We start from the raw sequence: 16,623 nt of genomic DNA, 5'->3' as shown, positions 1-16,623 counted from the left end.
ACAAATGAAATTTAGAATATTATTTTTAGCATTCTTTGCCTTACTTACAATTCAGGCTCAGGAAACTTCAAAAAAAGTAGTTAAAAAAACAGCTCCTTTAAAAGAAGAAGGTATTTTTACTACCATCAATACCAGTAAAGGCGCAATTGTTTTAACATTAGATTTTCAAAAAGCTCCTGTTACCGTTGCCAATTTCATTTCTTTAGCACAGGGCAAAAACGAATTTGTTACCGACAGCAAACTTAAAGGGAAACCATTTTTTGATGGTTTAAAATTCCACCGCGTTATCAATGATTTTATGATTCAGGGCGGAGATCCACAGGGAACAGGTGCAGGCGGACCGGGCTATGCTTTTAAAGATGAATTTATCCCGGAATTAAAATTTGACAAAGGCGGTATTCTGGCTATGGCCAATGCCGGTCCAAAAACAAACGGTAGTCAGTTTTTCATTACTCACAAAGAAACACCTTGGTTAAATGGCAAACATACTATTTTTGGTCATGTGGTTCAGGGAATGGATGTTGTCAATAAAATTGCTCAGGATGATGTAATCAAAAACATCGTCATCACTCAAAAAGGTTCATTAGCAAAAAAATTCAAAGCCGAAAAAGTATTTGCTAACTATTACAACAACAAAGCCGAAGAAGAAAAAAAAGAAGCAGAAGCTAAAGCAGAAGCAGAAAAAATTCAAAAAGAAAAAATGGCTGCATTAACTGCTGAAAAAGTAGCTTATTTAAACAGTCAAAAAACAACTGCAACAACTACGCCTTCTGGTTTAATATACAAAATCACACAAAAAGGTACAGGAACAAAACCGGCAGCAGGTACTACTGTTTATTTTCATTATTCAGGCTATTTTGAAGACGGAAAATTATTTGACAGCAGCCGTGAAGAAATTGCTAAGACTTATAACGTGTACAACGAAATGAGAGCCATGCAAGGTGGTTACAATCCTTTTCCTTTTGAAATTGGTAAAAAAGACGGTATGATTCCGGGATTTATTGAAGCTATCAATTTACTTTCTTTTGGAGACAAAATGATTGCTTATATCCCTTCTAAATTAGCTTACGGTGAAAGTGGTGCCGGCGGAGTGATTCCTCCTAATGCAACTTTAATTTTCGAATTGGAAATTTTCGACAAACAAACCAAATAATATTTAGAAACAAAATACAAAAGCAAGACCCCTTTCATTTTTATGAAAGGGGTCTTGCTTTTGTTTATTAGTACGTTTTTATTTTTTTCCAAATTTCCATTCAAACTCATCCTTATCATTGATGATGGCTCCTACTTCTAATTTCACTACCTCTTCAAATTCCGTTTGAAACAGCAACCAATTGTCTTCGTTAAAATAGTTTTCAAAAGTATCAAACTCTTCCTGAGTAAATTTAGTTATGCTTTTTTTAGCCAACTCATTTTTAACATCTTTGATATTTTTACCGATAACTTTATTACAAAATAATTCCAAATCAGGACTGGAAGCCACAATATAACCCATTTTAAAATCTTCGTCTTTATAAAAAGTCAAACGCATTTTAAACTTATTATAAGTAAAAATCACATTATCATCTTCGTCTTTGTAATTTCTATCCGGTGTACCATAAACAGCTGAAACATCTTTCTGTTTCATACCGAAAATAAGTTTATCAATTCCGTTTTTAAGGTTTATTTTCATATATGTAAAATTTATTTTTTTAGCAGTTATATATGGTATCGCTTTTATTTATTAGGTAATTGCTTGTACAAACTTGTTATTAATGGCGATTTCATATGTAAATAATTCTGCTGCAAAGTTCGAAAACTTTTTCACATCTCAGGCATATAAATCATTTATAATCTTAAGATTTTATTAAAGCTAAAGTAGTTACGATATTTTTTAAGTAAATTTAATATATAATCATTATTCCTTACACATGAAGTTTTACACTTAAAAAACCGAAATATTTCAACTATTTAACTGCCTATAGTTCAAATAAAATCCCATTCTTATGAACCTACCTCTTAAAGATAGAAAATTTGTTTTTTTACTCCTTTCGGTCAGTACTGTCATTATTTTAGAAATACTTTCCTTATTAGGTATTCATCTCCCAATGCCTTATGCTCCTTTTATTTTCTGTAGCTTTATCATCCTGATTGGCCATGAAGTAATTCTTAAAGGAATACAATCGCTTCTTAAATTCAATTTTAGCAGTATCAATTTACTGATGACCATTGCCGTTATTGCAGCCTTGTATTTAGGCGAATATCCCGAAGCTGCCGTTGTCATTGTTCTTTATGTTTTGGGCGAAAGATTAGAAGACATCGGACTCGAAAACTCCAAATCGGCTTTAGATGAATTAATTAAAAGCACACCCAAAACAGCATTTGTAAAAAAATTAAATTGTGAAATTCCTGTTGACCAAATCGAAATTGGAACTACCATCCAAATTAAAGCTGGCGAAATCATTCCTTTAGATGGAAAAATAACTTTTGGAGAAAGTCTCATTGACGAATCGGCCATTACAGGAGAACCCACTGCCAAGGAAAAACAAATGGGTGATGCTGTTTTTGCAGGAACTCTCAATAAAAATGGCTTTATAGAAATTAAAACGACCAAACTTTCCACCGACACCACTTTTGCAAAAATTATCCAACTCACTTTTGAAGCAGGTGCCGCCAAAAGCGAAACACAAAAATTCATTCAGCGTTTTTCAAAATTATACACTCCTATTATTATTGGAATAGCTATTTTAATTTTTACAATTCCGGTTTTTATATTAGGATTAGATTTTAATCATTGGTTAAAACAAGCCGTCACACTTTTAGTTATTGCCTGCCCCTGCGCCTTAGTTATCTCAACACCTGTAGCCATTTATGCCGCTATTGGTAATGCTTCCGCAAAAGGCGCTCTGGTAAAGGGAGGAAAATACATTGAAGCCCTGTCCGAAATTCAAGCCATTGCAATAGATAAAACCCGAACTATTACATACGGAACCCCTGTAGTATCCGATGTCTATCCATTAATAGGAACCAGCCGGGAAGAATTACTTTCCTGCACAGCAGGTGCCGAAATGTTTTCAGAACATCCATTAGCTCAAGCCATAATTACCGCCAGTAAAACGGAAGGTTTTGAGCCTCATATTGCTAAAGATTTTAAAAGCATAATGGGAAAAGGAGCTACAGCAAAATGCGTTGTTTGCCAAATCGATACAGTTCTGGTAGGCAAATTGGAATTTATCCGGGAATATCATGACATTTCAGACGAAGTAGAATCTATCGTTGCTCAATTATCTACCGAAGGAAAAACAAGTGTAGTCGTTAGCTTTGGTAAAGGTGTTGCGGGTATCATTGGACTTACCGACGAAATAAAACCCGATAGTCGTTCAGCCATACAAGAACTTCAGGAACAAAATATTGATGTAATTATGCTTACCGGAGACACGGAAAAAGCAGCTCACTTTGTAGCGCGTCAAGTAGGCATTACCAAAGTTTTTGGAGGATTACTACCCGAACAAAAATCAGAAGAGATAAAAGCCCTTTTACAACAATACGACAAAGTAGCAATGGTAGGTGACGGAATTAATGATGCTCCTGCCTTAGCATTAAGTACTGTAGGAATTGCCATGGGCACAGCCGGAAGTGACACAGCTATTGAAACCGCAAACATTGCCTTAATGAACGATCAATTATCTTTAATCCCATTCCTTATCAGACTTAGTAAAAAAACAATGAAACAAATAAAAGCCAATACTTATGGTGCCATCATTACAAAATTGGTATTTATCTTACTGGCGGTATTTGGATACAGCAATTTGGTTCTTGCCATTGCTGCCGATGTAGGGGTAACACTAATTGTAATCTTGTTCAGTCTGAACCTTATGCAATTCGAAAAAACAAAAACAAAAGACACTTCAACAACTTAAATTAGTTTACTGATTTACAAAACATTACTTTTAATTATTTAAATTACACACCATTTTTTAACACAAAATAAAATGATATAATTTTAATCCATCACCAGCATCATGAAAACCTTTAAAGAGCAAGGTTCGAATAACCTTAAACGCATTAGTTGGCCCATAATTCTTTTCATGACTTTGTTATTTTTATTGTTAGCCTGGTTAGCTAATTATTACAAAAACGAACAACAGTATGTTGTTGTAAAATCTTACGGTAAAGGCGCAATAATAAATCTCTCTAAAAATTACAATACAATAAGTTTTCCTTCTACATCAAACAAATTTGGAGCTGTATTAGCAGAAAATGGAGATCTGTTAGAGTTCAATTCCATTCCAATTCTTTATAGTAACCCAGAAATTGATTCAATCAAAATTAATTACTCAAAAGATTCAATTATATATGTAAACGGAAAATTAAACAGCTTACTGATTAACAAAAAAGTCAATCTTCTCTCATGGTTTCAAAAAATGAAATCCTCCGAAATTGACAACTTAGCAACAATAATTATAAACGACAAAATCCCTGGAAACTACTTAGGATACTTAAAAGAAATTGCCTCACAAAAACCAAACATTAATTTAGTTTTTGAAAACTACAACAACGAAAATAACATCGAAGACTATTTGCAGCATGCTGCCTTTTTCTCTCCTCACTTTATAAAAATATCTTTAAATCAAAAACAATTAAATCTCTTAAAAAATTTCAATTCCATTGAGTGTCTGTATCTCAATCTCTCAGATTCTGTTATTACTAAACCGCTACCTAAAATAATTGGATTAAAACAATGTATTATCAATGGAAATAATCTCAAATCTTTAGACAAATCCTTTTTCGTTGAAAACCCACAATTGGAAAAAATAAGTTTATTTGGCTGTCTGAACGATTATTCCGCTTTAAGACCATTAAAAAAACTAACAGAAATCGTATTGACGAATAGTGACTGTAAAGCAGATTTATCCCCGATAAAAGATAAATTATCCCAATTATCCATTATTCTATTATCGGGCACTTTTAGTTCCATTGATTTACTCGCAAATTATCACAATATCAAATGGTTGGGTTTACCTGAAAACACCACACAAACACAACTAAACACTTTCTGTTCTCAATTAAAAAATTTGCAAATACTACAAATAAACGGAAACGATTCTATTAAAAATCTGGAACCCTTAAAAGAATTAACCAATCTAAGAGGACTGGTAATCGAAGACTCAGTATCCAACTTAAAATCGCTGAACAACTTAAAATCACTACGCTATTTATCACTATCCGAAAAGAACATGAAAGACAGCCTTAGCATACAAAAACTAAAAATAAGTTTACCCGGCTGTATTATCGTCCCTAATTCCGGAGCCTGCATGGGTTCAGGATGGTTGCTCCTATTAATTCCTTTAGTTCTAATTTTCAGTTTGATTATTATAAAAAAATCTCAAAAACATTGAAAAATCTAATGAAGACCTCTGAAACTATAATAGTATCCCCTAACGTTAAAAAAAAGCTATTTGATACCTTAATATGCAGTTTCGAAATTGTGATTTTTGGTTATTTCATCAATTATTCATTTCCTTATAAAATTATCGCTTTCGTTGCTTTATCACATACATCCTTTATTATAAGTCGTAATATCAATCACCAATTAATTTCTTTTGCTCAACTATTTAAAAACACTTTTAAAACAAGAACGATAATTTATCTTATTATTGGAATTCAAATGGGGCTGGCCGCAGCAATGTATTACAGAGGAAGTAACACAATGCCCGTACTTCCCAATTTAATAAAACCGTTTTCAATTATAGCGGTATCCATTGGCATCACAGAAGAATTATTTTTCAGAGGTTTTATCCAAACCCAATTGAACAGGATAAATACTTATTGGGCTATTCTTTTCGCTGCCTTTACACATACAGCCTATAAAACCAGTTTATTTATCTCTCCTGCCACGATAATACCTCACGAAAATATTCCATTTTTTATGATTGCTTCATTCATTGCTTTTATTATTCTGGGCATCTTAAAACAGCAATCTAAAAACCTACTTCCGTCAATTATAGCTCATGCTGCTTTTGATTTGGTTGTATATGCAGAAATCACTCAGGCTCCCTGGTGGGTTTGGTAATTTTCAGAAACAAAAAAGCAAATAATCTCTTTTTCAGGATATTATTTACTAACTTAACTATTTAATTGAACTCTAAAGACTATCTTTTTAAGTCCATAACCAAAACCGAAAAGCCATGAATATCTCTTTTGAAAAAAAAATATTTCTGGGATTTATTATCAATATCATTGTGGTAGTTGCTGCCGCATGGATTTTTTTAATCCGATTAGACCCTGCTCATGACACTACAATGGACTCCCAATTGAATGCTATTGAAATCTCTTTATTTGTACTTTCCATACTTCTTTTGATTGTAGTTTATTTCATTATCAGAACGCAATTCAAAGCCAAAGAAAGAGCTCAAAAACTCTTGGAAGAAAACAAACAATTATTACAATCCATCATTGACAATACATCCAGTCCTATTTTTATCAAAAAATTAAATGGTGAATACCTTCTAATCAACAAAAATTTTGGTGATTTATTTGGCACCACTAACGAAAAAATAATTGGCAAAACCGACCATGATTTTTTACCTAAAGAAATTGCTGAAACATACCGAAATTCTGATTTAGAAGTAGCAAAAAAATTAACCGAACTCAAATCAGAAGAAACCATTGAGCAAAAAGACGGAATCCACACCTACATTGCCGTAAAATATCCTTTATATGATGCAACAGGTCGTATTTACGCCATTGGTGGTATCTCAACTGATATAACCGAAAGAAAAAAATTAGAAGATTCTCTTAAAGCTACCGATGCATTTTTCAATATGTCTTTTGATATTTTTACCGTTGCCAAAAATGATCATTTTATCAAAATCAACGCTGCTTTTACCAACACCTTAGGTTACACCCAAAAAGACATGGATGAAATAAAATTCATGGATTTAACACATCCTGAGGATCGCTCCACCTCCGACGAAGTCTTAGCCGAAATACGTAAAGGCAAAACAGTAATTAGCTTTAAAAACAGAGTACGCCATAAAGATGGTTCTTACCGATGGCTGGATTGGAACAGTAATATCGATTTGAAAGAAGGCATAATCTATTCGGCAGCGAGAGACATTACGGAAACAGTAGAACTTAGTATCGAACAACAAAAAGCCGTTGATGAACTCTATGAAAATGAAGAAAAACTAAGAGTGATTGTTGAAAATATCGGCGAAGGAGTAATTGTTGCCGATGCCGACAAAAAAGTAATACTGGCTAATTATGTGGCTAATGACATTTTTGGAATCGAAGAAGACGACAAAATCCCAACGGATTTAACCACTCATTTTGAACTCTATTTCCCGGATGAAAAAACCGTATTTCCGGCTCAAAATTTGCCTATGGAACGCGCTTTTAACGGCGAAGTTACTGATGATGTTGACTTAGTGCTTTGGAATCCTGTTTCACAGGAAAAAAGAAGAGTACTAATTAGCGGCCGCCCTTTAATTGACCAAGACAACAATATAGTTGCAGCCGTGATCACCATTAAAGACATCAGCCAATACAAAAAAATGGAAGAAGAACTAGAAGAAACCGAAACCAAATACCGTAAACTTATCGGATTTAAAAGTGAAAAGAAAGAGAGCAAAGAAAAAGACGACGACAAAGACAAAAAACCATTATAGCATAAAAAAAGCGTTAAGATTCTAACTTAACGCTTTTGTATTTTATTCTTCTTCGTACATTTCATCATATCGGGCCGGAACTTGCGGATCATAAAGCGGACATTTGAATTCTTCCATAACATCTACTAACTTATCCATCGTTTTACCCTGCGTCCCATAACAATCAATCTGAACAATTTGAGGTGTAGTTTTTACCTGAAAGGCACCTACTCCATCCTTATTTTTCCAGCTGTTCTCATCTACTCTTTCCCATTTGGAAAAAACCGATGCAATTCGGTTCATGATAACCTCAACCGGAAGTTCTTCTAAACCCTCAATGTTTTTTTGCTCATCGATAGCTTCATAAACCTCCTGATGATTTAAATAAACCTCTTCCAAATATTTCCAAAAAACTAATTCGTACATGTTTTTTTGAGTTGCTGAGTAGCTAAGTTTCTGAGATACTTAGTAACTCTTTAATAATTAATATTCAAAAGTTCCGTATTCGCTGGTTATAGTCAGTTTTTTACTTTCAGAAGCTTCCACTCTACCAACAATCTGCGCATTCACATTGAACGATTTTGAAATCGCAATAATATCTTCTGCTACAGCTGCCGGAACGTACAATTCCATACGATGTCCACAGTTGAAAACCTGATACATCTCTTTCCAATCCGTTTTAGATTGTTCCTGAATTAATTTGAACAATGGAGGAACCGGAAATAAATTGTCTTTTATAATATGTAAATTATCTACAAAATGTAAAATCTTAGTTTGCGCTCCACCACTACAGTGAACCATTCCGTGAATTTCATTCGCAGCATATTTGTCTAAAATTTTCTTGATAATTGGCGCATAAGTACGCGTTGGCGAAAGCACTAATTGTCCGGCATCAATAGGAGAATTTTCAACAGCATCTGTCAATTGTACCTGACCTGAATAAATCAATTCCTCAGGAACAGCAGCATCGTAACTTTCAGGATATTTTGTTGCCAAATATTTCCCGAAAACATCATGACGAGCCGATGTCAATCCATTACTTCCCATTCCACCATTATAGCTTTTTTCATAAGAAGCCTGACCGAAAGATTCCAATCCAACGATTACATCTCCAGCCTGAATATTCGCATTGTCAATAACTCTAGAACGTTTCATTCTGGCAGTTACTGTAGAATCTACGATAATAGTACGAACGATATCACCCACGTCAGCAGTTTCTCCTCCTGTAGAATGAATGCTCACACCAAAAGAATCTAATTCCTGAATTAACTCTTCTGTTCCATTGATAATAGCTGAAATTACTTCCGCAGGAATCAGGTTTTTGTTTCTTCCAATAGTTGAAGAAAGCAAGATATTATCAGTTGCTCCTACACATAATAAATCGTCAATATTCATAATTAACGCATCTTGTGCAATACCTTTCCAAACGGAGATATCTCCAGTTTCTTTCCAGTACATGTATGCCAAAGAAGATTTAGTTCCAGCTCCGTCGGCGTGCATAATAAGACAATAATCTTCGTCCTGAGTTAAATAATCCGGAACAATTTTACAAAATGCCTTAGGAAATAATCCTTTATCTATATTTTTAATAGCATTGTGCACATCTTCTTTAGATGCTGAAACACCACGCTGTGCGTATCTTTTTGAAGTATCTGAACTCATGAATTCTAATTGTGTAATTGCAAAAGCAACTTGATTTTGCGGCAAAGATAATTATTTTTTAGAAGTTAGAGGTTAAAAGTTAGAGGTTAGAAGCCCCGCCCCATAACCTCTAACTTTTAACTTCTAACTAAGTATATTATTTCGTAAACAACAACTCTCTGTACTTAGTTAATGTCCATAATTCATTATCTACTAATAATTCTAATTTATCACAGTGATTCCTGATGATTTCAAAATAAGGTTTTACTTTATTACAATACGCCTCAGCCGTTTTTTGAGCATTATTCAAAGCATTTGCATTTTTTCTTTCGTTTCGCATTTCTTCTACCTTAGCATTAATACCTTCGATATGCGTAGAAATTTCTTTTATCAAACCGATTTGCTCTTTAGCAATCGATTCAAATTCTTTACCAAAAATATCTTTCAACCCTTTCACATTTTCAATCAAAGTATTTTGGTAGCGAATAGCCGTTGGGATCACATGATTTTTAGAAATATCTCCTAACACCCTGCTTTCAATCTGGATTTTTTTAGTATATTCTTCCAATTCGATTTCGTAGCGTGCCTCTACTTCTACATGATTCATAATCCCTAATTCTGAAAACAAATCCAATGCTCGTTTTGATACTTTAGCTTTTAAAGCCTCCGGAGTTGTTTTAAAATTACTCAAGCCTCTCTTTTTAGCTTCCTTCTCCCAAGCCTCACTATAACCATCTCCTTCAAAAAGAATATCTTTTGAAACCTTAATATATTCTCTTAAAACATTAAAAATAGCATCGTCTTTTTTCATTGCTTTAGAATCGATCAAAGTATCTACTTCTGCTTTAAAATCTCTTAATTGTTTGGCTACAATTGTATTCAAAGTTGTCATCGCATTGGAACAGTTGGCAGAAGAACCCACTGCTCTAAACTCGAATTTATTACCAGTGAAAGCAAAAGGTGATGTTCGGTTTCTATCCGTATTATCTAAAATTACTTCAGGAATTTTACCAACTACATTTAATTTCAAATCTGTTTTTTCTTCCGGTGATAATTTACCTCTGGTCACACTTTCTAATTCAGCCAAAACCTTAGTTAATTGTTCTCCAATAAATACCGAAATAATCGCCGGAGGCGCTTCATTAGCACCTAAGCGATGATCATTACTAGCTGTAGCAATTGAAGCGCGTAATAATTCTTCATAATCATTAACCGCCTTAATGGTATTAATAAAGAAAGTCAAAAACTGTAAATTACTCATTGGCGTTTTACTCGGACTCAAAAGATTCACTCCGGTATCAGTTGCCAACGACCAGTTATTGTGTTTTCCGGAACCATTTACTCCCTGAAAAGGCTTTTCGTGCAATAACACTTTAAAATCATGACGTTCGGCTACTTTTTGCATAATATCCATCAAAAGACAGTTATGATCTACAGCTAAATTAGTCTCTTCAAAAATAGGTGCCAACTCAAATTGATTAGGCGCTACCTCATTATGACGGGTTTTAACCGGAATTCCAAGCAACATACATTCCTGCTCTAAATCACGCATATAAGTTAACGCGCGAGTAGGAATTGAACCAAAATAATGATCGTCTAACTGTTGTCCTTTAGCTGAAGTATGCCCTAACAAAGTTCTTCCGGTCATCATCAAATCAGGACGGGAATGCGCTAAAGCTTTATCAACTAAAAAATACTCCTGTTCCCAACCTAAGGTTGCGGTAACCTTTTTTACATTTTTATCAAAATAACGACAAACTTCAGTCGCAGCTTCATCCATTGCAGCCAAAGCTCTTAACAAAGGAATTTTATTATCTAAAGCCTCTCCTGTATACGAAATAAAAACAGTAGGAATACACAAAGTAGTACCATATATAAATGCCGGCGAAGTAGGATCCCAGGCTGTATAACCTCTGGCTTCAAAAGTATTTCTGATTCCTCCGTTTGGAAAACTGGAAGCATCCGGTTCTTGTTGCACCAATTGCGCTCCTCCAAATTTTTCAACAGGATCACTACCATCAAAAGAGGTTTCAAAAAAAGCATCGTGTTTTTCTGCTGTAGTCCCTGTTAATGGCTGAAACCAGTGGGTGTAATGAGTAACACCTTTTGACAGAGCCCACTCTTTCATCCCCATCGCAATATAATCTGCCAGTTTTCGTTCTATTTTTGTTCCATTTTCAATAGCTCCCTGCACCGCTTTAAAAGCATCCGAAGTCAAATATTGCTTCATTGCTTTTTCATTAAATACATTTAAACCAAAAATATTTGATTTTCTATTAGCTTCTTCAAAAGATACTACTTTTCTATTAGAAGCTTCCCTTAATGCTTGAAAACGTATTGTTGACATTATAAGCTGTTTTTTAAATAGTTAATAACAATTTGTAATTAAAAACACAAAGATAAAGAATCCTAAGCTAAAAACAGCCGAACAAGGCATTGCTAAATTGCTTTTTATTTAGCTTGAAAATTGTTTTTTTTTAAATATACCCCCCACCAAAATATAGTAATGTGAAAAATAACACCTATTCAAAACAAAAGCCCCCCAAGGTTTTTAGGACTAGAAAAAAATATCTTATATTTGCACTTCAAAATTAAATCAAGAAAATTAATTTATATTATTATGGCAAAAATAAAATTAGAGTACATTTGGCTAGATGGATATGAGCCAACTCAAAATCTTAGAAGTAAAACTAAAGTTGAAGAGCATGAAAACTTTCAAGGAACTTTAGCAGAATTAGATAAATGGTCATTTGACGGTTCATCTACAAGACAAGCTGAAGGTGGATCTTCTGATTGTTCATTAGTTCCTGTTGCTATTTATCCAGATCCAGATCGTATCAACGGATATTTAGTAATGTGTGAAGTTATGAATGCTGATGGTACTCCACACCCATCTAACGGAAGAGCTACTATTGACGATGAGGATGATGATTTCTGGTTTGGTTTCGAACAAGAATACTTCATCATGGATACTAAAACTCAATTGCCATTAGGATTCCCTGTAGGAGGTTATCCAGCTCCACAAGGTATGTACTACTGTTCAGTTGGTGGAAAAAACACTCACGGTAGAAACTTAGTTGAAGAGCATGCTAATTTATGTATTGCTGCTGGAATCAACTTTGAAGGAATCAACCAAGAGGTTGCTTGCGGACAATGGGAATTCCAATTATTTGCTAAAGGTGCTAAAAAAGCAGGAGACGAAATCTGGGTTGCTAGATATTTATTAGATCGTTTAACTGAGAAATATGGTTACTATATTGAGTACCACCCAAAACCTCTAGGAAAAGATATGGACTGGAATGGTTCAGGTATGCATGCTAACTTCTCTAACTCAGTATTGAGAACTTGTGGAGACAGAGCTACTTACGAAAGAATCTGTGAGGCTTTCCGTCCGGTTGTTGAAGAGCACATCGCTGTTTACGGAGCTTATAACGACCAACGTTTAACTGGTAAGCACGAAACTGCTTCTATCCACGATTTCTCTTACGGAATCTCTGACAGAGGATGTTCTATCCGTATTCCTTTAATCACTGTTCAAAAAGGATGGAAAGGATGGTTGGAAGACAGAAGACCAGCTTCTAACGGTGACCCATACAAAATTGCTGCTAGAATTATCAAAACAGTTAAATCTGCTTTGTAATAATTCCCAATTTATAAAACTAAAAATGCCTTCAGAAATGGAGGCATTTTTTTTATCTTATAAAATGAAATTCACCAATCAATCATTAATACAAAAAACTATCTTTGTAATAACACAATAAAATTATTATGATAGTTTGGATTTGTTTTATAGCGACTATTTTTTTATTCCTTGCATTAGACTTAGGAATTTTTAACAAAACCCCACACGAAATCAGCTCCAAAGAAGCCGGAAAATGGACCGCTATCTGGATTTCCTTATCTTTCCTGTTTTCTACAATTGTTTACTGGCTCTACCAAAACAATTACATTGAAAACCCTGATCGTTTAAAACCATCAGTTGCTTCAATGAAATACATTACGGGTTACCTCATAGAACTCTCCTTGAGTATTGACAATATCTTTGTAATTGCCATTATCTTTTCTTCTTTTAGAATTCCAAAAAAATACCAGCACCGTGTCTTGTTTTGGGGAATAATTGGAGCTATCGTCTTCCGTGGTATCATGATTTATTTTGGAGTAATGATTATCAAAAAATTTGCCTGGACAACTTACTTGTTTGGCGCATTCCTGATTTACACCGCCCTCAAAATGTTTTTTAAAAAAGAAGATCATGAATACGATCCTCATAATTCCATTTTTTACAAATACCTGAAAAAATTAACGCCTATAACCACAAAAATTGAGAGCGAACATTTTTTTGTTAAAATAAACAACATCAATACTGCTACTCCTTTATTTGTTACTTTATTTCTCATCGAACTAATGGATATTGTTTTTGCACTCGACAGTGTTCCTGCCATTTTAGCAATTACTTCAGATCCATTTTTAGTATTTAGTTCGAATATTTTTGCCATCTTAGGATTACGCTCGATGTATTTCTTTTTAGCCAATATGCTTGAAAAATTCAGCTATTTGGAATACAGTCTGATTGCCATTTTATGCTTTGTAGGATTAAAAATGATTTTCCACAAATTCCTGAACCTACCTGAATGGGCTTCTTTAGCATTTATTGCCCTTGCTCTATTATCAGGAATCATTGCTTCAATACAAAAGGACAAACGAAGTCAAAAAATATAAAACAAAAAAAGGAAATCGTGAGATTTCCTTTTTTATTATCCAATTCACTGTACTATTACAATTTTACTTTTTGAACCTGACTTTCACTTATTTTTAAAGTACTCATAACCTCTGTATAATTGCTGGTATCCATAGTAGCAGCCAAAGCAGAAGGCACAATAACAACTCTAAATGTTTGATTATTGATATATGAAGGAGTATTTAACAAATTATAAGTTCCCCTGGCAGTAATAACAAAATCAACTTTACTAAAATCATAATCATAATCCAATTCATCTCCGTTTGTAAAATAGATGGTTCTTGGAATTAATTGCCAAACCGGAGTAGTTGAATTAATAAGACTTGTTAATCGATACACCAAAACAGTTTCATCATCGTATAAATTCCCTCCTATTTCATACTGAAAAGTACTTTCTAAATTATATTCATTATCAGCTACCCTGGCCAAATTAACATTTTTAATTTCAAAAGCCTCAGGAAAGGTATCATTATCTTCATGCAAATCATCTGATGTAGTACAACTTGAAACAGCAAATAAACCTACAAATACGAAAAGTGTCATTATTTTTTTCATGGTAATAAATTTTTAAATGGTTAAGATTTAAAATCAGTTATTCATGAACTGTGCCAAAGATTTATTTTAGCATTACTTTTTTCTTTAAAAACCGAAAGCTGCTATTCCTAAAAACAAAAAACACCCGAATTAACGGGTGTTTTTAATTAAATTAATTACTCTATTTAATACGAAGACATTACACTTTTCACAGTACTTCCCTGGCTAGTTGTTAATCTTACATAATACACTTGTTGTTGTTCCAAAGTAGCATTAATCGTAATTACAACTTCTTTACCAAGATAACTATTAGTATCAATCATTGAATAAACAATGATTCCTTTTGAATTAAATACTTCAATTGTCACATCAGATACATAATCAAAATTATATTTAATAGTCAATTGATCTTTAAAAGGTACCGGATAAGCATCAAAACCAGCGGTTTCAACACTGCTGATTTTAGCAGTTGTTACTGTTGCTAAATCTAAAGTTGGTGGCTCTGGACATTTTTCTATATCCCAACCAACAGCTATAGCACATTCATCAAACACCTCATTTACAGCAGCTACTGCTCCGGCAATATCAGACAATGATGCACCATCTTCGCTATTTTTAACATCATCAACATTAGCCAAAGCTCTATTTGCTAAATCTAACAATCCGGCTATGGTTTTCATACCATTTCCGTCTGGAATAATAGCATTAATGACAGCAGCACTGAATGTTCTGTAAGTATACTCATTTACAGTACCAACCCAAATATTACCTTCAAAATGACCACAAACTCTTGGTTTTGCAACTTCCGAACCACAACCTCCTTCAGGTTTTGCAGTTGCTAAAGTACCTGCTTGCAACTCAAAATTGCCTAATTTAGAAGGGTTAGTTATATTGACATTCAAAGACAATGCAATGGTTTGAGAAAGTAATACATTATTAATTTTACCATTTTTCAAGAAGCTATTTGGTAAAGAAGGACAAATATCATAATCTCCTGCCGGAACTATTTCAGTCGCTTTTCCTCCTCCAGGCATTTGAGTAATGATACAGTTCTCATCACCTAAGCTCATAACAACAGAAGAACCTAGTTTACCTACAGTAATAGTACCTCCGGCATTGGTAAGCGCTTGTGTAATTAAGTCAACAGTAGGAATTCCTCCCTCTGTACCATCACAATATTTACCTCCGGAATTACCATAAGCACCTTGGGTATAAGTACATATTGGACCACCACAAGTTACAACCATAAGTTCTCGTGAACAAGTACTTTGACAACCATTAGCATTTGTTATTGTAACATAATAAACTCCCGCAACACTCACACTAATTGACGGAGTATTAGCACTAAAGTTATTTGGTCCTGTCCATGCATAAGTTGTCATTCCTGCTGTGGCTGTAAATGTTGAGCTACCACCTAAACATACGGTTTGTTCTCCTGTAATATCACAAGTTGGATTAGCATTAACTGTAATAACAAATTGAGCTGTACCCATACAAGATCCACTGACACTTTTTACATAAATGGTGCGTGAACCGGTTGTATATTGTACTCCTGTTAATCCTGCATTTTCATCTGATATCAAATTAGTCATTGCTACATCGGTATAGAAACTCAATGTTCCTCCATCAGCATCTGTAACTCCAGAATTTAAAGTAAATGTCGCCTGACCAGTTGATCCGCTTTCGCAAGAAGAAAGTGGTGTTGTGGTTACATCTGGATTATCTGTAACTATAACTGTAAATGATGCAGTACTGTAACAATTAGTTGTTCCTGCTTCTGCTCGAATATAGAAAGTTCTAGGAGAAGATGCAACAGTAACAGATGTTGGACTTGTTACTGCATTTACTTCATTTTGAGCATCAGCCAAAGAATTATAGAAACTAATTACTCCTCCGTCAGGATTAGTTAAAATTGCATTATTTAAGTTTACTGAAGCGGCACCAGTAGTTCCTGTTTCACAAGCAGTAAGATTTTGAACTGTTATATCTGGATTATCTGTAACCGTAACTGTAAACGATGCAGTGCTGTAACAATTAGTTGTTCCTGCTTCTGCTCGAATATAGAAAGTTCTTGGTGAAGAT

Annotated in this window: 13 protein-coding genes; 7 read left to right on the top strand and 6 right to left on the bottom strand. The window is 34.1% G+C overall.

Annotation, left to right across the window (positions count from 1 at the left end; all coding sequences use genetic code 11):
* The first annotated feature begins 4 nt into the window (after positions 1-4).
* Complete coding sequence (locus BLR17_RS15945) at positions 5-1,153, top strand: peptidylprolyl isomerase (RefSeq protein ID WP_066325306.1); 1,149 nt, start codon at positions 5-7, stop codon at positions 1,151-1,153.
* 78 nt (positions 1,154-1,231) lie between these two features.
* Here the strand turns inward: BLR17_RS15945 and BLR17_RS15940 are convergent, their stop codons facing one another.
* Positions 1,232-1,672 (bottom strand): hypothetical protein, encoded by a 441-nt coding sequence (locus tag BLR17_RS15940; protein WP_066325308.1) that lies wholly within the window; start codon positions 1,670-1,672, stop codon positions 1,232-1,234.
* Between the two features lie 313 nt (positions 1,673-1,985).
* Between BLR17_RS15940 and BLR17_RS15935 the strand changes: the two genes are divergently transcribed.
* The 4 genes from BLR17_RS15935 (at position 1,986) to BLR17_RS15920 (ending at position 7,649) form a co-directional block, all read left to right on the top strand.
* Positions 1,986-3,899 carry a heavy metal translocating P-type ATPase gene (locus BLR17_RS15935; protein WP_066325312.1) on the top strand — a complete coding sequence of 638 codons (1,914 nt, stop codon included), beginning with the start codon at positions 1,986-1,988 and terminating at the stop codon, positions 3,897-3,899.
* Positions 3,900-4,001: 102 nt separating this feature from the next.
* Complete coding sequence (locus tag BLR17_RS15930; RefSeq protein ID WP_066325319.1) at positions 4,002-5,378, top strand: leucine-rich repeat domain-containing protein; 1,377 nt, start codon at positions 4,002-4,004, stop codon at positions 5,376-5,378.
* A gap of 8 nt (positions 5,379-5,386) precedes the next feature.
* Positions 5,387-6,052, top strand: a complete 666-nt coding sequence (locus BLR17_RS15925; protein ID WP_169817143.1) for a CPBP family intramembrane glutamic endopeptidase — start codon at positions 5,387-5,389, stop codon at positions 6,050-6,052.
* Between the two features lie 115 nt (positions 6,053-6,167).
* Positions 6,168-7,649, top strand: coding sequence for a PAS domain-containing protein (locus BLR17_RS15920; protein WP_066325327.1), 1,482 nt, complete (start codon positions 6,168-6,170; stop codon positions 7,647-7,649).
* Positions 7,650-7,691: 42 nt separating this feature from the next.
* Here the strand turns inward: BLR17_RS15920 and BLR17_RS15915 are convergent, their stop codons facing one another.
* The 3 genes from BLR17_RS15915 to BLR17_RS15905 form a co-directional block, all read right to left on the bottom strand.
* Positions 7,692-8,054, bottom strand: a complete 363-nt coding sequence (locus BLR17_RS15915; RefSeq protein ID WP_066325330.1) for a hypothetical protein — start codon at positions 8,052-8,054, stop codon at positions 7,692-7,694.
* 57 nt (positions 8,055-8,111) lie between these two features.
* Positions 8,112-9,290, bottom strand: coding sequence for an AIR synthase related protein (locus BLR17_RS15910; protein ID WP_066325364.1), 1,179 nt, complete (start codon positions 9,288-9,290; stop codon positions 8,112-8,114).
* Positions 9,291-9,426: 136 nt separating this feature from the next.
* Positions 9,427-11,616, bottom strand: coding sequence for a glutamine synthetase III family protein (locus BLR17_RS15905; RefSeq protein WP_066325335.1), 2,190 nt, complete (start codon positions 11,614-11,616; stop codon positions 9,427-9,429).
* A gap of 273 nt (positions 11,617-11,889) precedes the next feature.
* Between BLR17_RS15905 and BLR17_RS15900 the strand changes: the two genes are divergently transcribed.
* Positions 11,890-12,909: a glutamine synthetase beta-grasp domain-containing protein gene (locus BLR17_RS15900; RefSeq protein WP_066325366.1), complete on the top strand. Its 1,020-nt coding sequence runs from the start codon at positions 11,890-11,892 to the stop codon at positions 12,907-12,909.
* Positions 12,910-13,037: 128 nt separating this feature from the next.
* Complete coding sequence (locus BLR17_RS15895) at positions 13,038-13,988, top strand: TerC family protein (protein ID WP_066325339.1); 951 nt, start codon at positions 13,038-13,040, stop codon at positions 13,986-13,988.
* A 55-nt stretch (positions 13,989-14,043) separates the two neighbouring features.
* Here the strand turns inward: BLR17_RS15895 and BLR17_RS15890 are convergent, their stop codons facing one another.
* Positions 14,044-14,562 (bottom strand): hypothetical protein, encoded by a 519-nt coding sequence (locus BLR17_RS15890; protein WP_066325342.1) that lies wholly within the window; start codon positions 14,560-14,562, stop codon positions 14,044-14,046.
* Between the two features lie 164 nt (positions 14,563-14,726).
* On the bottom strand, positions 14,727-16,623 hold a 1,897-nt coding region (locus BLR17_RS16525), incomplete at its 5' end, for a hypothetical protein (protein WP_175444415.1).

The sequence above is a fragment of the Flavobacterium glycines genome, from assembly GCF_900100165.1.
GTDB classification, from domain to species: domain Bacteria; phylum Bacteroidota; class Bacteroidia; order Flavobacteriales; family Flavobacteriaceae; genus Flavobacterium; species Flavobacterium glycines.
Note: the sequence above shows the minus strand (reverse complement) of the source record. Positions and strands in the feature narration are given on the sequence as shown.